Below are 25,508 nucleotides of genomic sequence, written 5' to 3'. Positions count from 1 at the left end.
TCAACAGTTTACTCCCCGAGCGCGCTGCTGCATAAGCAACTGGCATCGGCGGTATGAATCGGGCGCATGAACTCCCATGAGTGAACTTCTCAGTGGCCGCGTAAAAGCTCGCTCGCTCGTCGACGTCGTGACCGAGCGCCTGGAAGCCGCCATCATCAGCGGCGAACTCGCGCCCGGCAGCCGGCTCAGCGAACAGGGACTGGCGACGTCCTTCGGCGTCAGCCGCGGTCCGTTGCGCGAGGCGATCCGGCGCCTCGAAGGTCGTCAGCTGCTCCAGCGCACCGCCAATATCGGCGTCCACGTCACGCAGCTCTCGTGGCGGGACCTGACGGATCTGATGATCGTTCGGGAGGCTCTCGAAGGCATGGCGTGCCGCCTCGCTGCCGAGGTGATGACGCCGGCGGACTTTGCCGACCTCGAACGCCTGCTGACCGAGCATGGCGAGCAGCACAGCGTGCAGGCCGGCACCGGCTACTACCAGCAGGCTCGGGATTTCGACTTCCATTTCAAGATCGTCACGGCGAGCCGCAACGAGCGCCTCATCCAGATGCTGTGCACGGATATGTACGACCTGCTGCGGATCTATCGCTATCGTTCGAGCACCTTCGGCGGGCGGGCCAAGAACGCCTATGACGAGCACCTCACGATCCTCGAAGCGCTCCGGACCCGCGACCCGGACGCGGCCGAGGCCGCAATGCGCACGCATATCCGCAACTCGCGCCTGCATGTCGTGAAGCGGCTCGAGGAGCTGGAAGCCTCCGGCACGCCCGCCCCGGTCTTCTGAGCCAGCCGGTCGACGCGCAAAGCCGCGTCCCCTTTCACGGTGAGTCCCGACCATCCCCGCGGCACGCCCGGCCCGACCGCCGGGCGGGGCAGTGCTTGTGGCTGCGTTCGGACATTCAGCATCCCACCTGCCCCTCGGCACGTCGCCGCCTCGACTCGAAACTGGCTTGCATTTGTTTGTATACAGAAGTACTCACCAGAATGCACGCTGCTTGAACGAACCTCTCGGCATCGATGAGAGGCGCAGCCTGTGCGGCTTCAGGGAGCGAGATGATGCAGGAAGAATTCGATGTGATCGTCGTCGGTGCCGGCAATGCGGCCTTGGCCGCTTCCGTTTCGGCCAAGGAGAACGGCGCCAATCGCGTGCTTGTCCTTGAAAAGGCCCCGCGCGAGATGCGTGGCGGCAACACGCATTGGAGCGGCGGCGTCCTGCGCTTCGCCTTCGACGATCCGCGCGAGATCGGCCCGCTGGTGCCCGACGCCGAAGAGCAGTTCGAGAATTTCTACGACGGCATCCAGCCCTATACGCGCGGCGACTATCACGGCGACCTGATGCGCGTGACCAGCGGGCGCACCGATCCAGTGCTGTCGCGGGTTCTCGTCGACAATTCGAAGGACACGGTTTTCTGGATGAACCAGACCGGCCGCATCAAGATGGAACCGGCCATCACACTGTCGGCCGTCCGCAAGGGCAACACGATGGTATGGGCGCGCGGACTGGTCGTGCGGGCAGCGCATGAGGGCGTCGGCCTGTCCCGGAGCTGGTTCCAGACCGCCGAAAGCATGGGCGTCGACATCCGCTACGGCAGTGCCGCAGTCGAGCTATTGCAGGACTCTTCGGGCCGGGCCTCTGGCGTGAAAGTGCGCGATGACGATGGCTTCAAGACCTATCACGCCAAATCCATCGTGCTTGGCTGCGGCGGATTCGAGGCCAATGTGCAGATGCGCACGCAGCATATTGGCCCGCTCGTCGGCGCCGCGAAAGTGCGCGGCACGCCTCACAATCAGGGCGATGGCCTGCGCATGGCGATGGCGATCGGCGCCATGCCCTGGGGACAGTGGAGCGGCTGCCACGCCACCCCGATCAGCGCCGACTGGGGCGATTTCGCGCCGCGCGAACTGACCGACCGAAGCAACCGGCTGAGCTATGTCTACAGCGTGATGCTGAACCGCAAGGGCCTGCGCTTCGTCGACGAGGGCGAGGACGGCGCCCTCTTCACCTATGCCAAATTCGGCCGCGCGATCCTGGCCGAGCCGGGCGCCAAAGCCTGGCAGATCTTCGACCAGAAGGTCATTCATCTGCTGGAGCCGCGCTACCAGACCAGTACGCCGATCACCGCCGACACCATCGAGGGCCTGCTAGACCAGCTCGACATCGACGACAAGTCCCAGGCGCTGCGGACGATCACCGAATACAACGCCGCCGCCAACGTCGCCGACGAGCGCTACGACCCGACGAAGAAGGACGGCGTCGCCACGAACGGGCTGGCTCTGCCCAAGACGAACTGGGCGGTGAAGCTCGATAAGCCGCCTTATGTCGCCTACAGCGCGACCGGCGGCATCACCTTCACCTTCGGCGGGCTCAAGGTGAACGAGAACGCCCAGATCGTCGGCACCGACTGGCGCGTCATCAAGGGCCTGTTCTGCTGCGGCGAGATGGTCGGCGGCCTGTTCTACGACAACTACCCGGCCGGGACGGGGCTCGTCTCGGGCGCCACCTTCGGCCGCATCGCCGGCCGCAACGCCGCAACGATGTGAGGCTGCCATGAGCCAGGCCGACGCGACCAAGTCAGATCCCATCATCGTCCGGCTGGCGGAGCTCGTTTGCGCCTTCAAAGCGGAGCAGGTCACGCCGCTGGCGCTCAAACAGGCGCGGACTTGCATCCTCGACACGATCGGCGTCACCCTTGCGGGCGCCGAGGAGCCTTGCACGCGCATCCTCAAGGAAACGCCGGGCGTCGCCGATTCTCCAGGTAAATCCCTGATCATGGGCACGAGCCGGCGCACCAGCGCGCTCGACGCGACGCTGGTGAACGGGACCGCGTCGCATGCGCTCGACTTCGACGATTTCAGCGGCGTGCTCGGCGGCCACCAGTCGGTGCCTCTGGTTCCCCTGCTCTTCGCGCTTGCGGAGGAGCGCGGCGCGACCGGTCGCGCGCTGATCACGGCCTATGTCGTCGGGGTCGAGACCGAAATCCGCCTCGCCCGCGCTGTCAACTTCCATCACTACGACAAGGGCTGGCATCCAACCGCGACGCTGGGCATTTTCGGAGCCGTCGCGGCGGCAGCGCATCTGCTGCAACTGGGCCCGCAACGGACCGCAACGGCGCTGGCAATCGCGGCCTCGCTCGCGAGCGGGCTCAAGGCCAATTTCGGCACCATGACGAAGCCGCTGCATATCGGCCAGTGCGGCCGCAATGGCCTGCTCGCTGCGCTGCTGGCAGAGCGGGGCTTCGACGCCTCGCTCCAGGTGATGGAGCACAAGCAGGGCTTCCTCAACGTCTTCAACGGGCCGGGAACCTTCGACGCCGAAAAGATCTTCGCCAATTGGGCCGCGCCGCTGGAGATCGCCGCCGACACGATCGGCCTGAAGCAATATCCCTGCTGCGGAAGCACACATTCGGCGATCTTCATGATGCAGGAGCTGAAGCGCGAGCACGGCTTGCGCCACGACGACGTCGCCGGCATCACGCTGCTGCCGCATGGCCGAAGGCTGAAGCACACTAACACGCCCAGGCCGCAGACATCGCTCGAAGCCAAGTTCAGCGTGCAATATGTCTGCGCGCGAGCGCTGAAGGACGGGGCGGTCCGGCTGAAGGATTTCGAAGGCGAGGCGCATTTCGACCCCGCGATCACGCGCCTGCTCGAGATCACGCAGGCGCTGCCCCATCCGGAGATGCTTGATGATGCCGAGGAGCAATGGGGCGCCGAAGTCATCGTGGCGCTCAAGGACGGCCGCACCGTGCAGCGGCGCATCGAGAACCTCGTCGGACGCGGTGGCGCCTATCCGATGTCATCGGACGAACTCTGGGACAAGTTCTCCGATTGCGCCGAACGCACACTGCCGCGCGAGCAGGTGGCGCCTCTCTTCGAACGTCTTGAGACGCTGGAAGGCGTGAGCGACATCGCCCAGGTGACGCGGCTTCTCGAAGTCAGCCCGCTCCACACCAGACCGCCCGAGAAGATCAGGCTCGCACCGGCCGGCACCGAGGCTGCACCGGAAACCACCTGGGTGCCGTAGAGATCAGGAGGGCGGCGGCATGTCGGAATCGCCGAGCAGTGTCGAACGTTCCGCTTCGAGATGCTCGACGAACTCGACCACCAGCCGGGACCGGACGCTGTGCGAGGGAAAGAGAACCCCGAAATTATAAGGGATCTTGGGTCGGAAAGGGCGCGAGACGAGGCCTTGCGCTTCGAACGCCTTGGCGGTGAACGGGTCTGCGATGGTCAGGCCCAGCCCCTGGGCCACCATCTGGCAGGCGATGGCGGCGATCGGGGTCTCGAAACGTACGTCGCAACGCACGTCGGCATCGTCGAGCACCTGCTGGAGCGTCCGATACATGAAACTACCCGCTCCCTTGCCGACGAAGGGCATGCCGTCGAGATCATGTGGGCCGATCTGCACCTTCGCCGAAAGCAGGTGACCGGCCGGCATGACGCAGACGCCGATCGCGGGATCGAACAGCTCGATCTCGACACCGGGCTTCTCCATCGGGATCATCGCGAAGCCGACATCGAACTGCTGCGTCGAAACCCAGGATGCGATCGTCTCCGAGCGCTGCACCTGCATGGAGGCAACCACCCCGGGCCGCTCCCGCAGGAAGCCGGCCAGCGCAACCGGCAGGAAGGTGTGCGCCAGCGCCGGCATGCTCACGATCCGCAGATGCTCCACCCTGCGCTCGCGGATCTGCGCGGCGCGCTCGGTGATCCGGTCCAAGCCGACGAAGCTGCGATCCACCTCCTGGTGTAGCGCCAGCGCCTCGGGGCTGGCCACAGTCTGGCCGTCGACGCGCGTGAACAGCGCGAAGCCGACTGTCTCCTGCAACTCCTTGATCAACCTGCTGATCGAAGGCTGCGAGGTGCGCAGCACGCGCGCGGCCTTGGTGAAGCTGCCGACATGAACGATCGCGTTGAACGCTTCGAGATGCTTGTGCGTGATGTGAGACATAATCAGGCAGCCCCGTTCCGTTGTTCCAGAGCCGCTTAAGCGACCCGCTGCGCGGACATAAATCGGCCATGGCTCAAAATACAGCCGCCATCATATCAAATCCGAATGACTTGATCCAGAATCAGTCAATTGACAGATGGGGCGGTCTCGCGAACCTTGGTGGCAACGGGGGTGGAATGCTCCCGGCCAAACAGGGGAATTTGTCGTGGCTCATCTGCAGCATCCAGCCCGCCTGGGATCTCTCTTCGCCGTCTCGCTCGTTATCGGCAGCGCACTCAGCTCTGCGGCCTTGGCCCAGCAGACGATGTATGTCGCCGGCTATGGCGGCTCCTTCGAGCGGCTGATGCGCAACGACATCATCCCGCCCTTCGAGAAGGCCAACAACGTCAAGGTCGAGTATGTCGCCGGGCAGTCGACGGCGACGCTCGCCAAGCTGCAGGCCCAGCGCGGCAAGCAGGAGATCGACATCGCGATCGTCGATGACGGCCCGATGTATCAGGCGGTGCAATTCGGCTTCTGCGCGCCGATCGAGAAGGCGCCCGTGCTGGACGACGTCTACCCGATCGCGAAGCTGGACGAGAAGGCGATCGCCTTCGGGATCGGCGTCACCAGCCCGGTCTACAATGCCAAGATCTTCAAGGAGAAGGGCTGGCCGGTCCCGACATCCTGGGGTGACCTCGGCAACAGCGCCTATAAGGGCCAGCTTGCCCTGCTCGGAGCCGCCAGCACGACGGGCCTGCATGGGCTGATCATGGTGGCGCGCGCCGAAGGGGGAGGCGAGGCCAAGATCGATCCCGGCTTCGTCGCCTTCAGGGACAAGATCCGGCCGAATATCCTGACCTTCGCGCCGTCGGCACCCAAGCTCGAGGAGCTCCTGCAGAGCGGCGAGATCGCGCTGACGGTGATCTCGCGCTCGCGCGCCGTCGCGCTCAAGAAGGAAGGCCTGCCGCTCGAGGTTGCCGAGCCGAAGGAAGGTGCGGGCGCGCTGATGGTGACGATGTGCCCCGTCGTCGATAGCGACGTCGCGCCGCAATCGCAGAAATTCATCCAGCACATGCTGTCGCCCGCCATGCAGAAGATCTTTGCCGGGGCGGGCTATGGCCCGGTGAACCGCAAGACCGAACTGACAGCTGACGAGGCTGCTGGTCTTGCGGTTGGCGACGAGGCCGTCGCCAAGCTCGCCAAGATCGACTGGCCGACGGTGAACCAGAACCGGGCGGCGTGGACGCAGCGCTGGAATCGCGAAATCGAGCGCTGAAGCTCCCTCTCCGGACATAAGGCCTGCCCCCGGGCGTAAGGCCTGTCCCGGACCCAAGGCCTGCGCCCGCAGCGCAGGCCATTTCATGGATCACAGTCGACTATGGCCAAGATCGCCCTTCGCGGGCTTACCAAGCGCTTTGCTGCCTTCACGGCGCTCGACGGAATCGACCTGGCGATCGAGCCCGGCGAATTCGTCGGGCTGCTGGGCCCCTCGGGCTGCGGCAAGACCACGACATTGAACATCGTTGCCGGTTTCGAGGAGCCGACCAGCGGCGAAGTGATGCTGGACGGGCGCAACCTCCGGGGCGTTCCGGCCAGCCAGCGCGGCATGGGGATCGTCTTCCAGAGCTATGCGCTGTTTCCGCACCTGACGGTGGCGGAAAACGTCGCCTTCGGGCTCGAGATGCGGAAGGTTGCCAAGCCGGCTCGCCAGCAGAAGGTAAGGGAAGCGCTGGATCTGGTGCATCTCGCTCATCTCGCGGATCGCTATCCCCGGCAGTTATCGGGCGGGCAGCAGCAGCGCGTGGCGCTGGCGCGGGCACTTGCCATCGAGCCCGCCCTCCTGCTCCTCGACGAGCCGCTCTCCAATCTCGACGCCAAGCTGCGCGAGGAGATGCAGGTCGAGATCCGGGCGATCCAGCGCCGCGTCGGCACGACGACGATCATGGTGACCCATGATCAGGCCGAGGCGCTGGCGACCTGCGACCGCATCGCGGTGATGGACGCCGGGCGGATCGTCCAGCTCGCGGACCCGCTGACGCTCTACGACGCACCGACGAGCCACTTCGCCGCGAGTTTCGTCGGCCGCTCGTCCCAGCTCAAGGCGAGGATCGTCTCGATTGATGGCGGGCGCTGTACGCTTTGGATCGACGGCGTCGACCGGGCCGTGCCCGGCACGATGCAGCCATCTCTTCAGGCGGGCAATGACGTGGTGATCGCATTGCGTCCCGAAAAGGTTCGCCTCGTCTCAGCGGATGAAGGCTTTCTCGCGGGGACGCTGACCTCGCGTGTCTTCCAGGGCAGTTCCTGGCTGTTTGCAATCGAGACGCCCGTCGGCACGGTCCTGTCGTCGGAACCGCATCGCGGGGCGCCCGCCTTCAACGAGGGCGACCGGGTCGGGCTCGACTGGCGGCCCGAGGACGCCGCCATCATCGCGGGCAAGCGCAATGGCTAACGCATCGAAAAGCCGGGTTCCGTTCTGGCTCAGCCTGCCGGCGCTGCTGTTCTTCGCAGCGCTGCTGGTGACGCCGCTGGTGATGATCGCCGTGCTGAGCTTCCAGTCCTTCGACCTGGCGACCGGCGCGACCGGCGGGGCAACGCTGTCGAACTATGCGGATACGCTGGGAGACCCCTACTACCACGCCATCTTCCTGCGGACCGTCGGGATCGCGCTGGCGACCACGGTGATCTGCGCGCTGATCGGCGCGCCAGAGGCTTATTTCCTGTCGCGCATGCGGCCGCCCTGGCGCTCGATCTTCCTGATCGTGACGCTGAGCCCGCTGCTGATCTCGGTCGTGGTGCGGACCCTCGGCTGGGCGCTGCTGTTCGGACGCAACGGCGTCATCAACAATGTCGTCTCCGCCCTGGGCCTGTCGAGCGGGCCGATCCCGATGCTCTACACCATACAAGGTGTCGTCATCGCGCTCGTCCATGTCGCGGTGCCGTTCATGATCATCTCGGTCTGGGCCGCGCTCCAGCGCCTCGACCCCAAAGTGGTTCGCGCGGCGCAGTCGCTCGGCGCCGGCGAGGTCACGATCTTCATCAGGATCATCCTGCCCCAGATCCTGCCCGGCATCCTCTCGGGCTCGCTGATCGTCTTCGCACTGGCCGCGAGCGCCTTCGCCACGCCTGCCATCATCGGCGGCCGCCAGCTCAAGGTCGTCGCCACCGCCACCTATGACGAGTTCCTGGGCACGCTGAACTGGCCGCTCGGCGCGGCGATCGCAATCGTGCTGCTCATCGTCAACGCCACGATCATGCTGACCTACAACCGCATGCTCGAGCGGCGCTATGCGAGGTTTGCCCGATGAACCGCAACGGTCCTGTCGCCCTGCTCTGCCACAGCCTCTTCGTCGTCTTCATGCTCGCGCCGCTGATCGTGGTGATGTGGATGTCGCTGACGCCGAGCAATCTGCTCTCGCTGCCGACCACCTCGTTCTCGCTGCGCTGGTTCAAGGCCATCCTGGCCAATCCCCAGTTCGTCTCGGCCTTCTGGATGAGCATCGTGCTCGGGGTCGTCGCCGCGACCTGCGCGATGGCGCTCGCCGTTCCCGCCGCGCTGGCGCTGGCGCGGCATAATTTCGCCGGGCGCGAGGCGCTTGTCGGGCTGTTCCTGTCGCCTCTGATCATCCCGCATGTCGTGCTCGGCGTGGCGTTCCTGCGCTTCTTCACGCAGGTCAACATCACCGGCTCGACTGCGGGCCTGCTTGCCAGCCATGTGCTGATCATCTTCCCCTATGGCCTGAGGCTGGTGCTCGCCGCCCTGACTGCGGCCGACCCGGCCATCGAGCGCGCCGCCATCTCGCTGGGCGCTTCGAGCTGGACGGTGTTCCGGCGGGTGGTCTTTCCGCTGATGATCCCGGGCGTCGCCGGAGGCTGGGTGATCTCGTTCATCCAGAGCTTCGACGAGGTGACCATGACCGTATTCGTGGCGACGCCGTCATCGATGACGCTGCCAGTCAAGATGTACCACTACATCGAGGAATCGATCGACCCGCTGGTCGCCTCGGTCTCGACCGTGGTCATCCTGCTGACCTTCCTGCTGATGCTCCTCGTCGACCGCATCTACGGGCTCGACCGCATGCTGGTCGGCAAGGGCTGACAGCGCGGTCCGCCGAGCCTCCTCGTCTCAATCGTTAGGGAAACTGAAGATGAAAGCCATCGTCGTCGGTGCCGGTGTCATCGGCTCGTCGGTCGCCTATCGCCTCGCCCAGGCGGGTGCCGAGGTCACGGTCGTCGAGGAAAGGCGGATCGGCGGCGGCACGTCCAGCGTGACCTATGCCTGGGTCAATGCCTGCGAGAAGCTGACCTCGCACGCCTATTACAAGCTGAACTTCGCCGGCCGGCAGGCCCATGAAGACATTCTCTCCGAGTTTCCCGGAGCGGACTGGTACCATCGCCCCGGCGTGCTGCAGTGGCAGAATGCGGAGGCCGAAGCCGGCGCGCGCGACGGCACGGACCCGCTGGTGAAGCTGAAGCAGTTGATCGACTGGGGCTATCCGGCACAACTGCTCAGCCTGGAAGAGGTCCGCGAACTGGAGCCGGAGATCGATCCCGATGTCATCGGCAATGCGCCGGTGATCCACTACCCCCGCGATGGCTGGCTCGACCCCGTGCCCTATGCCGGCGCGCTCGTCGCCGCCGCGCAGGAGCGCCACGGCGCGCATTACGTCAACGCCAAGGTCTCCGGCCTGATCGTCAACGGCGGCCGCTGCGACGGCGTGGAGATCGAAGGCGGCGATCCAATCCATGCCGACGTCGTCGTGAACTGCTCGGGACGCTGGTCCAATGACGTCGCCAATCGCCGGGAACATCAGGTTCCGCTGGCCCCCACTGTCGGCCTCGTCGCCTATACGCCACCGGCGGGTGTGACCCTTCGCAGCGCCTTGCGGACCCCTTTGCTCAATATGAGGCCTGATGGCGGCGGCAGGTTCCTGCTGCGCTCGAACGAACTCGACCGGCTTGTTGCCGCCGACGCCGCCTCCCTGCCCTCGCATCCGCAGGCCCAGGAGCTGCTTGCCCGCGCCAAAACGACGATCCCGGCGCTACGCGCCATCGAGGTCGAGGCCGTGCGCATCGCCATCCGGCCGATTCCGCGCGACACGCTGTCGGCGGTCGGACCGGTTCCGGGGCTCGACAACTATTACGTCGCCGTCACGCATAGCGGCGTGACGCTCGGCGCCTTCCTGGGCGAAGCCATTGCCGACGAACTCGTGCGAGGACGCACCCGCTCCGAACTGGCCGAATTCCGGCCCGCTCGCTTCTTCAACTGACGACCGCACGAGGTTCGAACATGAAAGTCGCCATCATGGGCGCAGGCGCAATCGCCTATGCGAGCGCCGCGCTGCTGATCCAGAACGGCCATGAAGCTGTATTGTGGTCGCCGTCCGGCCGCCGCACGACCGCGCTGGCGCAGGGCAAGCCGCTCCGCAGCGAGGGCGTCGTCGCCGGCGAATTCAAGCCGACGATCGCCACGGACTGCGCCTCGGCGCTGGCGGGGGCCGATGCCATCCTGATCGCTCTCCCAGCAAACGGCCACAAGGCGGTGATGGATGCGATGGCACCCCATCTCGTCTCCGGACAGACGGTGGTGATCAGCTCCCACGCTTCGCTGGGCGCCGTCTATCTGGCGCGGCTGATCGCCGATCGCGGGCTCGACATCCCGGTCGCGGCGCTCAGCACGACGGTGCTGCGTGCGCGCCAGACGAGCGACACGTCAGTGAAAGTCGCGACCCTTCGCGGCAAGGTGGATATGTCGACCTTGCCGACTGATGCTGCCGAGCGCGGCCTGACTGTCTGCAAGGCCCTGTTCGGCGACCGCTTCCGCGCGATCTCGAACGTCCTCGCGGTGGCCTTGAGCAACGTCAATCCGCAAAGCCACATGGCGCTGGCGCTCTGCAACTTCACCCGCATGGAAAAGGCCGAGGCCTGGGGCCAGAGCGAGCATATGACGATGGCGGTCGGCAGCCTGCTCGAAGCGATCGACGCCGAGCGCCTCGCTGTCGCCAAGGCCTTTGGCGTCGAGGTGCGCACGATGCGCGAGCATTACTCCCTGACCTATGGCGTGCCCGACGCCCCGCTGGGAGAAACCGCCGCACTGCTCGCATCGCGACAGGAGCCGACGCTTGGACCGGCAACGATCGACACCCGCTACACGCTCGAGGACGTGCCCTTCGGCCTGCTGCCTATGGTCACGCTGGGGACGCTGGTCGGCGTCGCGACCCCGCTTCATGAGGCCGGGCTTGCGATCTTTTCGGCGCTCTACGGGCGGGACCTATCGGTCGACAACGACATCCTGCCGGCCCTGCTGGCTCTCGGATTGGACCGGGCCTCTCTGGCTGCCATCGCCGCCTAGGACACACTATCCCAATCGGACATTCGCCTTTGCCATCGGCCGCCGCGGCGCGCCGGTGGCGGAGGCGCGCATGTAGCTGCGTGGAGGCGTCCCCAGCAGGCGCCTGAACATCGTGGTGAAGGCTGCTACGTTGTCGTAGCCCGCCAGCATCGCGATGTGAGTGACCGGCGCGCCCTCGGCGAGCTTGGGCAGGCAGGCGAAAAGGCTCGCCTGCTGGCGCCATGTCACGAAGCTGACCCCTGTCTCCTTGAGGAAGAAGCGCGTGAAGGTCCGCCTGCTCATCGCGAGCTTGGCAGCCCAATCGTCGAGCCGCGCATTCGCCGATGGCGCGGCCATATAGGCCCGGCACAGGAGGGACAGGCGATTGTCAGCCGGGAAGGGCAGGCCAAGGGGCCGCGGCTCAAGCGACGCGATCTCCTCCATCAGCAATTTCAGGACGAGATCGGCCTTGCGGTTGTCGGCCGCGAGGTCGCGCAGCCGGATCGCCTCGATGATCAGGGTGCGGGCGAGCTCGGTGACTTCGAGCACCTGCGGCGTGCGCTGCGCCAGCGCCGACTTTTCCGGAAACAGGTAGATCGATTTCACGCTGACATCGCTCAGCATCTCCACCGAATGCTGCAGGCCGTGGGGAATGAGAAGCGCGTGACCGGGCGGGATCATCCACCGGCTGCGCTCGACCGTGACCAGCACGACGCCGGAGAGAACGCAGAGCAGCTGGACCCGCTGGTGACTATGCAGGGGAACCGTATAGCCGGCGGGATTGTCCGAACTGTTCAGCAGCACATCGCCTTCGGCCTGCGCGATCCAGCCGAGATTGCGGCGATGGCGATCGGCGAGCACGTCGAGCAGTTGCTGCGGAGGCTTCTTCATTCTTTGGCCCGATCGCGAAAGAAATCGACCGAAACACAAATGAAGGTCACTCACAAGGGCTGTAGAAGGAGGCCGACGCGACAGGCCAGGGCACGACAGCTTGGCTGCTGCCGCGTGAAGGAGACGATGTCGATGGTTGCAGCATTCCCGGAGAGCCAGGCCCGCGTCGAGAAGACGACGCTCTCGATCGTGCTCGCAGTGAGCTTCGGCCATCTGCTGAACGATGTCATGCAGTCGCTGCTCGCTTCGCTCTATCCGCTGTTCAAGGCGAACTACAATCTCGACTTCGTGCAGATCGGCCTGCTGACCATGACCTTCCAGGTCACGGCCTCGCTGCTGCAACCCGTCGTCGGCATGGTGACCGATCGCTGGCCGATGCCCTATTCGCTGCCCGCTGGCATGGCGAGCACCTGCGTGGGCCTGATCCTGCTCGGCAACGCCCATAATTTCACGCTGCTGCTCGTCGCGGCCAGCTTGATCGGCTTCGGTTCGGCGGTCTTCCACCCCGAATCGTCACGTGTCGCGCGGCTGGCCTCGGGCGGGCGCCATGGCCTCGCGCAATCCCTGTTCCAGGTTGGCGGCAATGTCGGCTCGGCCATCGGGCCGTTGCTCGCGGCCTTCATCGTCCTGCCGTTCGGGCAAGGCAGCGTGGCGTGGTTTGCCGTCATCGCTTTGCTGGGCATGGTCATCCTGAGCTGGGTCAGCACCTGGTATGCGGGCCACCGCAGGCAGAATGCCGGCCGCCCGCCTGCCAGCCGCGCCTTGCCTCTGCCGCAGGGGCGGGTCGTCCAGGCGATGCTGATCCTCGTGCTGCTGACCGCGACCAAGAACGTCTACATAGCCAGCATTTCCAGCTATTTCACCTTCTACGTCATCGATCAGTTCCAGCTCGGCATGCGTGACGCTCAGCTGATGCTGTTCCTGTTCCTGGGTGCCGCTGCGATCGGAACCTTCATGGGCGGCCCGATCGGTGACCGGATGGGCGCGCGCTTCGTGATCTGGTTCTCGATCCTTGGCGTCATCCCGTTCGCGTTGCTGCTGCCTTATGCCAACCTGTTCTGGACCGGTGTGCTCAGCGTCGTGATCGGCCTGATCTTCGCCTCGGCCTTCTCCGCCATCGTCGTGTTCGCGCAGGAACTGGTGCCGGGCCGTGTCGGGCTGATCGCCGGCGTGTTCTTCGGCTTTGCCTTCGGCGCGGGTGGCCTGGGAGCTGCTCTCCTCGGCGGCTTCGCCGACACGCATGGCATCGCCTTCGTCTATCGCATCTGCTCCTATCTGCCGCTGCTGGGGCTCCTGACCATCCTCCTGCCGCGCATCCCGCACAGGCCGGCGTGAAGCCTCCGCTAGGGCGTCAGCTGCGCTGTGATGGTCAGTAGCTCGCGTCGAGCAGGCCGAGATCGGGATAGAGTTGGTCGATCGCCTCGATCTCGGCCCTGAGTTCGCTGACGATCCAGTCGCGGATCTCCTTGACGATCGGCCGGACCGGCCGGTTGCGCGGTGTGATCAGCACGCAGACGCGCTCCCCGGCGGTGAGGCGCGCGGATGCCGGCACCAGTGCGCCCGAGATCAGCGCATGGGCCACGACCGTGCTCCAGCCGAAGGCTATCCCCTGTCCGAGCAGCGCCGCCTGCACGACGACCGCATAGTCGGAGAAGCTCAGCGTCTTGATCTGCCCAACGCGGCCGGTCTCGAAAGGCGGATACTGGCTCGGCCAGTCCGATGAGCTGTCCGTCAGGTGGATGATGGTGTTGCCATCATCGAGATGTCCGGGACCATCGCGCCCGTGCCGGCGATAGCCGGGGCTGCAGACCGGCAGCATGACCTCCCTGACGACAAGCGAGCCGGGCTGGCTGATCTCGTCGGCCCCGACGAAACGCATCCCGAGATCGACATTCTCGACCAGACCTCGCAGCGAGCCGGCAATCATCTGGAAACGCAGATCGACACTGGGGAAACTGCGCTGGAAGCGGTCCATGCGCGGCATCAGCCAATGCGTGGTGAAGGCCGAGGAGACCGAAAGCGTCACGGTTTCCTTGCCGGCGCGCAACTGCTCGATCTCACGCAGCCCCGTCTCGATGCTGCGGAACCCGTCGGCGACGCGACGATAGAGCGCCTCGCCCTCCTGGGTCAGGGCGGCGCCCTTCCCGGCCCGCTCGAACAGCCGCACGCCGAGATAACTCTCGAAGCGCGACAGCATGCGGCTCACAGCCGGCTGCGTGACGTTCAATTCCTCGGCGGCACGCGTGAAGCTGCCACTGCGGGCCGCAGCCTCGAACACAAAGAGCGCATTGCTCGACGACACCATGCGGCGCAGCTCTGACATTACATCAGGTTATGATGCTGCTGATTATTTGGCAATTGCCGCCGTCGGCTAAAAGCCCTTTCATCGTCGCATCGAATGCAGCTTGCGGCGACGGGTTCACAGAGATCCGCGCCGCCGAAGGGCACGTGTCGGGCGCCTCCACGCGCCATAAGACCGACTTATGGCATGACCTAAAATCGGTCTTTGCCCGCGCCAGCCAGCCGCCGCTGTATCGAGACGGGAGAGTGCAAATGGCAGAGTCCGGTGGCGAACGCGTCGAGATCAGGTCCGCGAGCAAGATCTACGGATCTGTGCGGGCGCTCGATGACGTATCGCTGGACATCGCGCCCCAGGAGTTCGTGTCGCTGCTGGGCCCGTCAGGCTCGGGCAAGACGACGCTACTCGGCATCCTCGGCGGCTTCGTCCAGCCCTCCGGCGGATCGATCCATTTCGGCGGCCGGGATGTCACCTTCACGCCGCCGCACAAGCGCGACATCGGCATCGTCTTCCAGAACTACGCGCTCTTCCCGCATATGAATGTCGGCGAGAACGTCGCCTTTCCGCTGCGGGCGCGGCGCCTGCCTAAATCGAGCTTCGCCGAGCGTGTGCGCGGCGCCCTCGCGATGGTCGACCTCGCGGGCTATGAGGAGCGCGGCATCTCGCAGCTCTCGGGCGGCCAGCGCCAGCGCGTCGCGCTTGCGCGCGCCATGATTTTCGAGCCGCGCCTGATCCTGATGGACGAGCCCCTATCGGCTCTTGACAAGCAGCTGCGCGAGACCATGCAGATCGAATTGCGGCAGTTGCACAAGCGGCTTGGCGCGACGATCATCTATGTCACGCACGACCAGCGCGAGGCGCTGACGATGAGCGATCGCGTCGCCATTCTCAAGGATGGCAAACTCGTCCAGATCGACCGGCCGGAACGACTGCACGATCATCCCGCCAACGCCTTCGTGGCGAGCTTCATCGGCGAGGCAACGCTGCTGCCGGTCAGGCGGATCGATTCCAGCAGCGTCGCGCTGGGCGGCACCGTCCTGCGCACCAGCCGGCCGATCGCGCCGGCCGGCGATCTCGTCCTGGCGATCCAGACCGAAAAGCTGCTGGTGGAGGACGGCACCGGCTCCGCCGAGCGCAACCGCTTCTCGGCGCGGGTGACCGATATCGTCTTCCAGGGCGAGAGCCTGCGTGTCTTCCTGGCGCTCGAGGACGGCTCGACCCTCAGCCTGCGCCAACCCAGCCATTACGAGGCGGCGAGCCGCATTCCGCCAATCGGCCAGAGCCTCAAAGTCAGCCTGCATCCGCAAGACACGATCATCGTGCCGAAGACCGGCGGCTGATCGCGCCTTTCCATTTTCGACCACCAAAGAGAAGACGAAACCATGTCGTTCAGTGATTTCAAGGTCCTCACATTCGATGTCGTCGGCACGCTGATCGACTTCGAAACCGGCATTCTCCAGGCGGTCAGGCGCATCGGTGGCCCGGCAGCAGCCAAGCTCAGCGACGACGAGATCTTCACCCCCTATCTGCGCGGGCGCGAGCTGAACTACGAGCGCTCCAGCGAGGTGATGGCGCTGGTCTATCTCCATCTCGCCAAGGAGCTTGGGCTGCCCACCGACGAGCAGGCGGCCGACGCCTTCCAGCTCGCCGTGCTGCGCTGGCCGGCCTTCGCGGATTCGGTCGCGGCGCTGAAGCGCCTGCGCAAGCATTTCCGGCTCGTCGCCATGACCAATGCCGACCGCTCGGCCTTCTCCTTCTACTCGCACACGCTCGGCAATCCGTTCCACGACAGCGTCACCGCCGACGAGGCGCTTTGCGCCAAGCCCGATCCGCAGTTCTTCGCCTTCAATCGCGGCCGACAGTCCGGATTCGGCTACAAGCAGGAGGAGATCCTGCACGTCGCCCAGAGCCAGCACCACGATATCGGCGTCGCCAAATCGCTCGGCTACAAGACCTGCTGGATCGAGAGGCGCCAGGGACAGAAGGGCTTCGGCGGGACACCCGCCGTGCCGCAGCTGACCAAGCCAGACTATCATTTCCCGACGCTGAAGGCGCTCGCCGACGCGGTCGAGAAGGTTTAGGCGCAGCTCGTGTCCGACAACGCGCCCTGGCATGTCCGGCCATCGGCCCCCTCGCTCTGGGCGAACACGGCGACGCCTTTGCGCGCCTTCCCGGCCTTGCAGGGAAGCGCGCAGGCCGACATCGTCATCATTGGCGCCGGCTATACCGGGCTGTCGGCGGCGCATCATCTGGCGGCGTCGGGGCTCGAGCCGATCGTGCTGGAGGCGAACCAGCCGGGCTGGGGCGCCAGCGGACGCAATGGCGGCGTCATCACCGCCAAGTTCCGGCTGTCCTTCCCGGCGATCGCGGCTGCGCATGGCCGCCAAATGGCCAGGCGGATGTACGAAATCGCCCATGAGGCGGTGGATATCGTCTCCGAACTCGTCGACCAATTTGGCATCGAAAGCGCGGCCCTGACGCGCTCGGGCCAGGTCAAGGCGGCGCATAACCACGAGACGCTGCGATACGCGGTCACCGAGGCGCAGTGGCTGAAGGCGGAGCTCGGCGACAGCACGATGTCCGTGCTGAGCGCGGACCAGGTTCGCGAGGAAACCGGCTCCAGCGGCTTCGTCGGCGGCGTGCTCAATGGGGGCTCGGGCGGCATCCATCCGCTGAACTATCTCCACGGCCTCGCCGAGGGCGTTGCGGCAGCCGGCATGCGCATTCACGCGCAAACACCGGCCCTGCGCCTGCGGCGGGAGGGGAGCGGCGTGGTGGTCGAAACGCCGACAGGCATCGTGACGGCGCGACAGGCGATCATCGCCACCAACAGCTATTCGGACCTGACCGGAGCGACCCGCGCCTATCAGAACACGCTGATCCCGTTCCGCAGCGCCATCATCGCAACTGAAAAACTCTCACCCAATCTCGCCGCCAGCGTGATGCCGACGCGTCGGACCTATACCGAGACCAAGCGGATGATGCGCTGGTTCCGCATGGTCGACGACCGCGTGATCTTTGGAGGGCGCGGCGCCTTCGGAAAGCAGGATTCACCTGCCGCCTTCCGCGCCCTGCACAAGGCGATGACCGGCATCTTCCCGCAGCTTGCCGATGTCCCGCTGGCCTATCGCTGGTCCGGTCTCGTCGCGATGACCCTCGATTCCGTGCCCCATGTCGGGCGCGTCGACGACCGCGTTCTGCTGGCCATGGGCTATAATGGCGCGGGCGTCGCCATGTCGAGCCTGATGGGCCGCTATCTCGCGGCCTTCGCGCGCGGCGAGACGCCCGATGTCGGCCTGCTCGATGCCGCCCGCATGCGGCGCGTGCCCTTCTATCCGCTTCGGGAACCCGCCATGCGCATGGTCGCCGGCTGGTACCAGTTTCTAGACGCGATCGGACGGTAGCTCGAAGATCCGATCCAAAAACAGGGGACTCACTATGGCCGAACGACACTTCAACACCCGGCTTGCCTGCGCTGCGGCGGGCCTCTCCATGGCGCTGATGAGCACGGTCCCGGCCAATGCCGCCGAGCAGATGCTCTTCGTCTCGCAGGGCGGCGCCTATCAGAAGGCGCAGACGATCGCGATCCTCGATCCTGCCGCCAAAAAGCTCGGCATCACCATCAACCAGGACAGCGTGCCCGATGCCTGGCCGATCATGCGTTCGCAGGTCGCCACGGGCAAACCGACCTGGGACGTCGTCGACGTCGCCACCAATTTCTGCCTGCGCGGCGGCGAGCAGGGCATCGTCGAGAAGCTCGACTTCAGCAAGATTCCCAATGCGGCGGCGATGCCGGCGGAATATCGGAGCGACTATTCGGTGGCCTACGAGTTCTATTCCAGCGTGATGGGCTACAGCCTGAAGAAATTCCCGGACGCAGGCTCCGCACCCAAGAGCTGGGCCGACTTCTGGGATGTTAAGAAGTTCCCCGGCCGCCGCGCGCTGCGCAACCACCCGCTCGCGACGCTCGAGGCCGCGCTGATGGCCGATGGCGTACCGGCCGACAAGCTGTACCCGCTCGATGTCGACCGCGCCTTCAAGAAGCTCGAGGAGATCAAGCCCAACATCACGGTGTGGTGGACGTCCGGCGCGCAGTCGGCGCAGCTGCTCAATGATGGCGAAGTCGACATGGTGATGGCCTGGAACGGCCGCATCAGCGCGCTCAAGGCGGAAGGCGCCAAGGTCGCCTACACCTACAACCAGGGCATCCTGCAGAGCACCTCGCTTTGCGTGCTCAAGGGCGCGCCCAACCTGCCAACCGCGATCAAATTCCTGAACGAGGCGGTGGACCCGGTGCATCAGGCCAATCTGCCCTTGCATATCGATTACGGCCCGGCCAACCCGAAGGCCTATGACACCGGCGTCATTCCGGCGACCCGCGTCGGCGAACTTCCGAGCGCGCCGGAGAACGCCAAGGTCCAGGCCCTGATGTCCTATGCCTGGTGGACCTCGCCAGCTGGCGAAGCCGCCGAGAAACGCTGGCTCTCCTTCACCCAGAAGTGAGGCAGCCGAGGGCGTCATTCTCGGGCCGCGCCTGGCGCGGACCCGAGAAGCTCTTGCAGGAGATGCCCGGGTCAAGCCCGAGCGTGACGAGGGAGACCCCATGAGCGCGATCGACCCATCCCTCCGCTACCAGCGCCGCGAACAGGGGCTGATGCTCCTGCTCGCGTCACCTGCGGTGCTCGTGATCGTCGCGCTCGTGGTGCTGCCCGTGGGCTGGCTGATGGGCCAGTCCTTCTATGATGGCGGCTTCACGCTGGAGCACTACCGGCGCATCTTCACCGAGGAGATTTACTGGCGCAGCTTCCTGCTGACCTTCCGCATCGCGCTGCTCGTGACGATGCTGACGCTGCTGCTGGGATATCCCGTCGCCTATGCCGCAGCCCATGCCCGGCGGCCCTGGAATGTGCTGATCCTCGCCTTCGTCATCCTGCCGTTCTGGACCAGCGTGCTGGTGCGCGCCTATGCGTGGCTCGTGCTGCTGCAGCGCACCGGCGTCACCAATCAGGTGCTCGACCGGCTCGGGCTGATCACCGAACCCCTGGCGCTGGTGCACAACGAACTCGGCACGGTGATCGCGACCGTCCACATCCTCCTGCCCTTCATGGTGCTGCCGCTCTACTCGACCATGCAGAAGATTCCGCGCGAACTGATGCTGGCCGGCGCGAGCCTGGGCGGCGGGCCGCTGCACAGTTTCCTGCGGATATTCCTGCCGCTGTCGCTGCCCGGCGTCGTCGCGGGCATGACGCTCGTCTTCGTGCTTTGCCTGGGCTTCTACATCACGCCGGAACTGCTCGGCGGCGGCCGCACCATCATGATCTCGATGGTGGTGAGCCGGAATGTCGAACTCTACAACCAATGGGGCGCGGCGAGCGCGGTCGGCGTCGTGCTGCTGGTCTGCGTGCTCGCGATCTTCATGGCTGTGGGCCGTATCATCCCGCTCGACAAGATGCTGGGGCAGAAATGAAACAGCCACTGCTCCCGCGCATCGCCTTCACCGTCTTCGTCGGGCTGGTGCTGACCTATCTGATCCTGCCGCTGCTGATCATCGTGCCGATGTCATTCTCGGGCACGCGCTTCCTGACCTTCCCGCCGCCCTCCTTCTCGCTGCGCTGGTATGCCGAGTATTTCGGCAATCCCGCCTGGATGCAGGCGACGCGGGTGAGCCTGACGATCGCGGCCCTGACGGTCGTCGTCGCGACCCCGCTCGGCGTTGCCGCGGCTTACGCCATCAGCAACGGCAAGAGCCGGCTGATGCGCTCGCTCCACATGGTGCTGATGCTGCCGCTGATCGTGCCGATCATCATCATCGCGATCGGCATTTTCTTCGTCTACGCCAAGGTCGGGCTGATCGCGACGCTGCCGGGCCTCGTGCTGGCCAATGTCATGCTCGGCCTGCCCTATGTCATCACCTCGGTCGTCGCGGGCCTCCAAAGCTTCGACCCGACGCAGGAAATGGTCGCCCGCAGCCTCGGGATGAATCGCTTTCGCGCCTTCCTCTCGGTGACGCTGCCGCAGATCAAGGCCAGCGTTTTCGCGGGCGGCATCTTCGCCTTCATCTCGGCCATCGACGAGACGATCATCGCGCTCTTCGTCTCCGGCGGGCAGTATCAGACGCTGACGCGGCGGATGTTCACGGCGCTGCGCGACGAAATCGACCCGACGATCGCCTCGATCTCGACGCTGCTGACTGCCGCTTCCTTCGTGCTCGTTATGCTCGCCACGAACGCGCAGAAGCGGCCGGACTGACCGGGCAACGGCCCGCTCGAATCCGTTGGATCAGTGGACCGGCGTGTCCTGCAGTTGCAGTTCCCCGGCTGCCGGCAAACGTCCCTCGAACCACCAGGCGGCGGCGGCGCGCGACATCGCCGCGCCGTCATGGCCGACGCCGGGAACCGAGACCAGCTGCCAGTTCAGCGCAACGCCGAGGCGCTTTGCCTCGCGCTGGGCGAAATCGAGCATGAAATGGGCGCGGGCATAGCGCATCGGCCCCTGCGCCAGAGCCTCGACTTGGGCCGGCAGGTTCGGGTCGCTCATGTCGATGTCCTGATCACCGGCAAAGATCACCATGGGATAGGCAAACCAGCGCGCCAGCGCGCCCTCGTCGAGCCCAAGGCCGGCAAGCCCTTCGGGAAAGCGCTTCTCCAGCGTCGGCAGCGTGTACCAGCCTGAATTCGCCGCCATGGCCGCCTCGAAAGGCGCATGGCTTTGTGTCGCCAGCAGGCGGTGCACGAACTGGCCACCCGCCGAATGACCGAAGAGCCGCGCCTGCTCGCGACGCGTCACACCGCTCGTGCGCAAGGCGGCGAAGACCCGCGCTGGCACGCTGTAGAGCCAGTCCTGCGACGGTGTGATGGCGCCGTCGGCTGCGATGACCAGGCCGTTATTGTAGCCCTCGGCCTTGGGAAAATGCTCGTTGCCGAAGGTCGGCGCGGCGATCAGGATCTTGTACTTCTCGGCTGCCTCGATCCAGAAATCGCGGTAGTCGTCGCCATTGCGCATCATGCCGTGCTGGACGATCACGACCGGGTCGTCGGGGCCGTGAGCGGCAGGCCGGTAGAAATTCACCTCCAGCGGCCGGGTCGGATGATAGGCATCGAGGAAGGGCAGCGTGCTGCGGCCTTCCTGCGGGTCGAGCGTGATCGTGGTCATGCGGCCTCCGAGGCATTGTGCAAATGGCAGGCGGCGCTGCGGCCGGGCGCGATCTCGACCAGCGCGGGCCGCTGTTCACGGCAGACCGGCATGGCGTGCTCGCAGCGCGGATGAAACGGGCAACCGCTCGGCGGATGCAGCGGCGAGGGCAATTCGCCCTTGAGCGGCTGGAAAGCGCTCTTGCGCCGGGCGGCCGAGGGGATCGCCTTGATCAGGGCCGCGCTATAGGGATGCGCCGGCTCGGCGAAGATGGCCGAGGCCGAGCCGATCTCGACGATGCGGCCGAGATACATGATCGCCACGCGGTCGCTGATATGCCGGACGAGGCTCAGATCGTGGCTGACGAAGAGATAGGTCAGGCCGTAGCGCGCCCGCACATCCATGAACAGGTTGATCACCTGCGCCTGGATCGAGACATCCAGCGCCGAAACCGGCTCGTCGCAGACCAGGAAATCGGGCTTCACCGCAAGCGCGCGGGCAATGCCGATGCGCTGGCGCTGGCCGCCCGAGAATTGGTGCGGAAAGCGGTCGCGATAGGCGAGATCGAGCCCGACCTCGCTCAGGGCCTGATCCACCGCAGGGCCGATCTCGGCCTTGGGCACGAGCTTATGCACCGACAGGGCTTCGCCGACGATGCGGCTGACGCGCATGCGCGGGTCGAGCGAGGCGTACGGGTCCTGAAAGATCATCTGGACCTTGAGCAGGTAGTCGAGCCGCTCCTTGCCCTTCAGGCCCGAGACGGGACGCTGCCGGTAGACGACTTCGCCCGCGCTCGGCTTCAGGATACCGGTGGCGATGCGTGCGAGCGTGGACTTTCCGCAGCCGGATTCGCCGACGAGGCCGAGCACCTCGCCCTGCGCCACGGTGAGATCGACGCCGTCGACGGCACGCAGAACCGGCGGCGCAGCATGCTGGCCGACCGCTGTCAGGAGGCGCTGGGCCAGCGTCGCCTTGCCGCGAAAATGCTTGGTGATGCCGCGCAGTTCGAACAGGGGCGCGGTCATGCCGCCACTCCCAACTGCACCGGGTTGTGGCAACGGATGCTGCGGCCTTCGAGTTCGCGTGGCGCGGGATCCTGTTCGGCGCAAAGCGGCAGCGCCCGCTCGCAACGCGGACGGAACGGGCAACCAGACGGCCTGGAATCGATGCGCGGCGCCATGCCGTCGATCTGGTGCAGTCGCTCGCCGGGCTCGACGAGAGCCGCCGAGGAGTTCAGCAGGCCAAGCGTGTAGGGATGGCAGGGACGGTCGAGCACGACATCGACCGGCCCGATCTCAACGATGCGACCGGCATACATGACCGCGACCCGGTCGGCGAGTTCGGCGACGACCGCGAGATCATGGGTGATCCAGATCACGGCGGCGCCGGTCTCGCGGCTGAGCTTCTGCACCTCGTAGAGGATCTGCGCCTGGATGGTGACATCGAGCGCCGTGGTCGGCTCGTCGGCGATGATCAGATCCGGCTCGTTCAGCAGCGCGGTCGCGATCGCGACGCGCTGGCGCATGCCGCCCGAAAATTCATGCGGGTACTGCCGCAACCGCGTCTCCGGCGAGGAGATGCCGACGCGGGCCAGTGCTTTTGCCGCTGTATTCAGCGCTTCGTCGCGGCTGCAGTTGCGATGCTCAAGAATGGCCTCGGCCATCTGCTCGCCGATGCTGAGCACAGGGTTCAGCGTCATCAGCGGATCCTGGAAGATCATCGCGATCCGGTCGCCGCGCAATTCGCGCAGGCGCTCTTGCGAGGCGGCGCGCAGGTCCGCCCCCTCGAACAGCACCTCGCCGGCAACGATTTCGCCGGGCGCGTCGATCAGCTGGACCAGCGAAAAGCCGGTGACGGATTTGCCGGAGCCGGACTCGCCGACGAGCCCGAGGACCTCGCCGCGCGCGACGGTGAAATCGACGCCGTCCACGGCGGCCCAGGCACCGTCCAGCGCGTGGAAGACGGTCCGCAGACCCCGGACCTGCAACAAGGGTTCAGCGATCATGAGCGCACGTTGAAGCTGCGGCGCAGGCGGTCGCCGACGAGGTTGAGCGACATGATCAGCAGCACCAGCGCAATGCCGGGGAAGACCGAGATCCAGTACTCGCCCGACAGCAGGAACTCGAAGCCGTTGGCGATCAGCAGCCCGAGCGAGGGCTCGGTCACGGGCACGCCGACCCCGAGGAAGGACAAAGTCGCCTCCAAGGTGATCGCGCCGGCGATGCTGATCGATGCGACCACGAGCACCGAGCCGACCGAATTCGGCAGCAGATGCGTGAACATGATGTAGCGCGTCGGCAGGCCGAAATTGACGGCTGCCTCGATATATTCCTTGCGCCGCTCCACCAGCGCTGCCGCGCGCATCAGCCGCGCATATTGCGCCCATTGCACGAGGACGATGGCGAGGATGACCTTATCGACGCCGCGCCCGATCGAGGCCAGCAGCACGAGCGCGACGAGGATGGAAGGAAAGCCGAGCATGAAGTCGACGATCCGCATCAAAACCGCATCGACGACACCGCCGAACTGCGCCGCGGCTAGCCCAGCCGCGATGCCGATCGCCAGCGCGCAGGCTGTGGCTGCGAGCCCGACCATCAGGCTGGTGCGAAGGCCGTAGAGGATCGCGCTGAGCATGTCGCGGCCCTGCGCGTCGGTCCCCAGCAGGAACAGCATACCGCTCATGCCGCGCTCGCCGGGCGCGAGGCGGTTGTCCATCACGCTAAGCGACGCTAGGTCATGGGGGTTCTGCGGTGCGATGACCGGCGCCAGCAGCGCCAGCAGCACCATGATGCCGAGCAGGATCGCCGCGCCACGCGTGGTGGGGCGGCTGTTGATCCGCTGCAGCACCTTGCGGCGCAGCGGCGTGTCGGCCTCAGTCGGGATGCTTGCAGGCACGCTCACGCCATCTCTCCGGTCAGTTTAACGCGCGGATCGAGCGCGGCGTAGAGGATGTCGACGAGGAAATTGACGGTGACGAAGAGCAGCGTCGCGAGCAGCACATAGGCGACCACGACCGGACGATCGAGCTGATAGACGGAGTCGATCAGCAGCTTGCCCATGCCCGGCCAGGCAAAGACCGTCTCGGTGATGGTCGAAAAGGCGACGAGGCTGCCGAACTCGATGCCGAGCACGGTGACCACCGGGATCAGGATGTTGCGCAGGACATGGCGGCCGATGATGCGCTTGGCACGCACGCCCTTGGCGCGGGCATATTTCACATAATCCTGCGTCATGGCCTCGGCGGCTCCGGCCGCGACGAGGCGGATGACCAGCGCGAGAATGGGAATGGCCAGGTTCAGCGCCGGCAGAATGAGATGTCGCAGCCCGTCCAACGTGAACAGGCTGGTCTGGATGCCGAGCACAGTGACCGTTTCGCCGCGCCCGGCCGTCGGCAGCCAGCCCAGCAGAACTGCGAAGAGCAGGATCAGCATCATGCCCTTCCAGAAGCTCGGGAGGGAGTAACCCAGCACCGTGCCGGCCATGATGATCCGGGACGGACGGCTCTCGGGATCGAGCCCGGCGAGAAGACCCAGCGGCACGCCGACCGCGATCGCCATCGACATCGCCAGCAGCACCAGCTCGAAGGTCGCCGGCGCGCGCGCCAGGATGAGCTCGATCGCCGAGACGCCATGCACGAAGGAGCGCCCGAGATCGCCCTTCAGGGCATTGCCCATGAAGGTGAGATATTGCTGCCAGACCGGCAGGTCGAGGCCGAGGCGCTTGATCAGCGCCAGGCGCTCGGCCTGGCTGACCTGTGGCGACACCAGGAGCTCGATCGGGTCGCCAATGCCATAGACGGCAAAGAAGACCACGACCGAGACCGCGAGCAGAACGAGGACGCTCTGAATCAGCCGCTGCAAAATATAGGCGGTCATTGCGTGGATTCGATCTGCTACGCGGAGGTGACGTTTAGCTTAAGGGCG

The 25,508-nt window shown here is 65.7% G+C and carries 24 protein-coding genes; 16 read left to right on the top strand and 8 right to left on the bottom strand.

What is annotated here, in order from left to right:
* Positions 1 to 76: 76 nt before the first annotated feature.
* The 3 genes from C4S73_RS00975 to C4S73_RS00965 all read left to right on the top strand — a co-directional run bounded on the left by C4S73_RS00975 (position 77) and on the right by C4S73_RS00965 (position 4,024).
* Positions 77 to 784 carry a GntR family transcriptional regulator gene (locus C4S73_RS00975; RefSeq protein ID WP_103870607.1) on the top strand — a complete coding sequence of 236 codons (708 nt, stop codon included), beginning with the start codon at positions 77 to 79 and terminating at the stop codon, positions 782 to 784.
* Positions 785 to 1,056: 272 nt separating this feature from the next.
* A complete protein-coding gene (tcuA, locus tag C4S73_RS00970; protein ID WP_103871211.1) occupies positions 1,057 to 2,541 on the top strand; it encodes an FAD-dependent tricarballylate dehydrogenase TcuA in 1,485 nt (494 codons plus the stop codon).
* A 7-nt stretch (positions 2,542 to 2,548) separates the two neighbouring features.
* Entirely contained in the window at positions 2,549 to 4,024 is a 1,476-nt protein-coding gene (locus C4S73_RS00965; protein WP_103870606.1) for an MmgE/PrpD family protein, read from the top strand.
* A 3-nt stretch (positions 4,025 to 4,027) separates the two neighbouring features.
* Here C4S73_RS00965 and C4S73_RS00960 read toward each other — a convergent pair whose 3' ends face one another.
* Entirely contained in the window at positions 4,028 to 4,951 is a 924-nt protein-coding gene (locus C4S73_RS00960; protein WP_103870605.1) for a LysR substrate-binding domain-containing protein, read from the bottom strand.
* 205 nt (positions 4,952 to 5,156) lie between these two features.
* On the opposite strand from C4S73_RS00960, the gene C4S73_RS00955 reads away from it, so the two are divergent.
* From C4S73_RS00955 to C4S73_RS00930, 6 genes are all read left to right on the top strand, one after another.
* A complete protein-coding gene (locus C4S73_RS00955) occupies positions 5,157 to 6,209 on the top strand; it encodes an ABC transporter substrate-binding protein (RefSeq protein ID WP_160115634.1) in 1,053 nt (350 codons plus the stop codon).
* A gap of 102 nt (positions 6,210 to 6,311) precedes the next feature.
* A complete protein-coding gene (locus tag C4S73_RS00950; RefSeq protein WP_103870603.1) occupies positions 6,312 to 7,385 on the top strand; it encodes an ABC transporter ATP-binding protein in 1,074 nt (357 codons plus the stop codon).
* Positions 7,378 to 8,241 (top strand): ABC transporter permease, encoded by an 864-nt coding sequence (locus tag C4S73_RS00945; protein WP_103870602.1) that lies wholly within the window; start codon positions 7,378 to 7,380, stop codon positions 8,239 to 8,241. The genes C4S73_RS00950 and C4S73_RS00945 overlap by 8 nt, the downstream gene beginning before the upstream one ends.
* On the top strand, positions 8,238 to 9,032 hold the full coding sequence (locus C4S73_RS00940; RefSeq protein WP_103870601.1) for an ABC transporter permease: 795 nt from the start codon (positions 8,238 to 8,240) through the stop codon (positions 9,030 to 9,032). Before C4S73_RS00945 ends, C4S73_RS00940 begins: the two co-directional genes overlap by 4 nt.
* Before the next feature lie 49 nt (positions 9,033 to 9,081).
* A complete protein-coding gene (locus C4S73_RS00935; RefSeq protein ID WP_103870600.1) occupies positions 9,082 to 10,203 on the top strand; it encodes an NAD(P)/FAD-dependent oxidoreductase in 1,122 nt (373 codons plus the stop codon).
* Positions 10,204 to 10,223: 20 nt separating this feature from the next.
* Positions 10,224 to 11,285 carry an NAD/NADP octopine/nopaline dehydrogenase family protein gene (locus tag C4S73_RS00930; RefSeq protein WP_103870599.1) on the top strand — a complete coding sequence of 354 codons (1,062 nt, stop codon included), beginning with the start codon at positions 10,224 to 10,226 and terminating at the stop codon, positions 11,283 to 11,285.
* Between the two features lie 6 nt (positions 11,286 to 11,291).
* Here the strand turns inward: C4S73_RS00930 and C4S73_RS00925 are convergent, their stop codons facing one another.
* The gene (locus tag C4S73_RS00925; RefSeq protein ID WP_103870598.1) at positions 11,292 to 12,155 is read right to left on the bottom strand and encodes an AraC family transcriptional regulator; all 864 of its coding nucleotides are present in this window, start codon (positions 12,153 to 12,155) and stop codon (positions 11,292 to 11,294) included.
* A gap of 132 nt (positions 12,156 to 12,287) precedes the next feature.
* Here C4S73_RS00925 and C4S73_RS00920 point away from each other — a divergent pair, with 132 nt between their 5' ends.
* Positions 12,288 to 13,490 (top strand): MFS transporter, encoded by a 1,203-nt coding sequence (locus C4S73_RS00920; protein ID WP_103871210.1) that lies wholly within the window; start codon positions 12,288 to 12,290, stop codon positions 13,488 to 13,490.
* Positions 13,491 to 13,524: 34 nt separating this feature from the next.
* Here C4S73_RS00920 and C4S73_RS00915 read toward each other — a convergent pair whose 3' ends face one another.
* Entirely contained in the window at positions 13,525 to 14,478 is a 954-nt protein-coding gene (locus tag C4S73_RS00915) for a LysR family transcriptional regulator (protein ID WP_103870597.1), read from the bottom strand.
* A 230-nt stretch (positions 14,479 to 14,708) separates the two neighbouring features.
* Here C4S73_RS00915 and C4S73_RS00910 point away from each other — a divergent pair, with 230 nt between their 5' ends.
* The 6 genes from C4S73_RS00910 (at position 14,709) to C4S73_RS00885 (ending at position 20,703) form a co-directional block, all read left to right on the top strand.
* The gene (locus C4S73_RS00910) at positions 14,709 to 15,794 is read left to right on the top strand and encodes an ABC transporter ATP-binding protein (RefSeq protein ID WP_103871209.1); all 1,086 of its coding nucleotides are present in this window, start codon (positions 14,709 to 14,711) and stop codon (positions 15,792 to 15,794) included.
* A 42-nt stretch (positions 15,795 to 15,836) separates the two neighbouring features.
* Positions 15,837 to 16,535: an HAD-IA family hydrolase gene (locus C4S73_RS00905; RefSeq protein WP_103870596.1), complete on the top strand. Its 699-nt coding sequence runs from the start codon at positions 15,837 to 15,839 to the stop codon at positions 16,533 to 16,535.
* A 9-nt stretch (positions 16,536 to 16,544) separates the two neighbouring features.
* Positions 16,545 to 17,858: an NAD(P)/FAD-dependent oxidoreductase gene (locus C4S73_RS00900; protein WP_103870595.1), complete on the top strand. Its 1,314-nt coding sequence runs from the start codon at positions 16,545 to 16,547 to the stop codon at positions 17,856 to 17,858.
* 88 nt (positions 17,859 to 17,946) lie between these two features.
* Complete coding sequence (locus tag C4S73_RS00895) at positions 17,947 to 18,957, top strand: ABC transporter substrate-binding protein (RefSeq protein ID WP_200827914.1); 1,011 nt, start codon at positions 17,947 to 17,949, stop codon at positions 18,955 to 18,957.
* Positions 18,958 to 19,057: 100 nt separating this feature from the next.
* Positions 19,058 to 19,921, top strand: a complete 864-nt coding sequence (locus C4S73_RS00890) for an ABC transporter permease (protein WP_244595387.1) — start codon at positions 19,058 to 19,060, stop codon at positions 19,919 to 19,921.
* A complete protein-coding gene (locus C4S73_RS00885; RefSeq protein ID WP_103870593.1) occupies positions 19,918 to 20,703 on the top strand; it encodes an ABC transporter permease in 786 nt (261 codons plus the stop codon). The genes C4S73_RS00890 and C4S73_RS00885 overlap by 4 nt, the downstream gene beginning before the upstream one ends.
* A gap of 30 nt (positions 20,704 to 20,733) precedes the next feature.
* Here the strand turns inward: C4S73_RS00885 and C4S73_RS00880 are convergent, their stop codons facing one another.
* Genes C4S73_RS00880 through C4S73_RS00860 form a run of 5 tightly spaced genes read right to left on the bottom strand, consistent with a single transcriptional unit; the run spans position 20,734 to position 25,460 of the window.
* Complete coding sequence (locus C4S73_RS00880; protein ID WP_103870592.1) at positions 20,734 to 21,606, bottom strand: alpha/beta hydrolase family protein; 873 nt, start codon at positions 21,604 to 21,606, stop codon at positions 20,734 to 20,736.
* Positions 21,603 to 22,610, bottom strand: a complete 1,008-nt coding sequence (locus C4S73_RS00875) for an ABC transporter ATP-binding protein (protein WP_103870591.1) — start codon at positions 22,608 to 22,610, stop codon at positions 21,603 to 21,605. The genes C4S73_RS00880 and C4S73_RS00875 overlap by 4 nt, the downstream gene beginning before the upstream one ends.
* Positions 22,607 to 23,590 carry an ABC transporter ATP-binding protein gene (locus C4S73_RS00870; protein WP_200827884.1) on the bottom strand — a complete coding sequence of 328 codons (984 nt, stop codon included), beginning with the start codon at positions 23,588 to 23,590 and terminating at the stop codon, positions 22,607 to 22,609. The genes C4S73_RS00875 and C4S73_RS00870 overlap by 4 nt, the downstream gene beginning before the upstream one ends.
* Positions 23,587 to 24,486 (bottom strand): ABC transporter permease, encoded by a 900-nt coding sequence (locus tag C4S73_RS00865; protein WP_103870590.1) that lies wholly within the window; start codon positions 24,484 to 24,486, stop codon positions 23,587 to 23,589. Before C4S73_RS00865 ends, C4S73_RS00870 begins: the two co-directional genes overlap by 4 nt.
* Complete coding sequence (locus C4S73_RS00860; RefSeq protein ID WP_103870589.1) at positions 24,483 to 25,460, bottom strand: ABC transporter permease; 978 nt, start codon at positions 25,458 to 25,460, stop codon at positions 24,483 to 24,485. The genes C4S73_RS00865 and C4S73_RS00860 overlap by 4 nt, the downstream gene beginning before the upstream one ends.
* Between the last annotated feature and the right edge of the window lie 48 nt (positions 25,461 to 25,508).

The sequence above is a fragment of the Allobosea lathyri genome, assembly GCF_900108245.1.
Classification (GTDB): domain Bacteria; phylum Pseudomonadota; class Alphaproteobacteria; order Rhizobiales; family Beijerinckiaceae; genus Allobosea; species Allobosea lathyri.
Note: the sequence above shows the minus strand (reverse complement) of the source record. Positions and strands in the feature narration are given on the sequence as shown.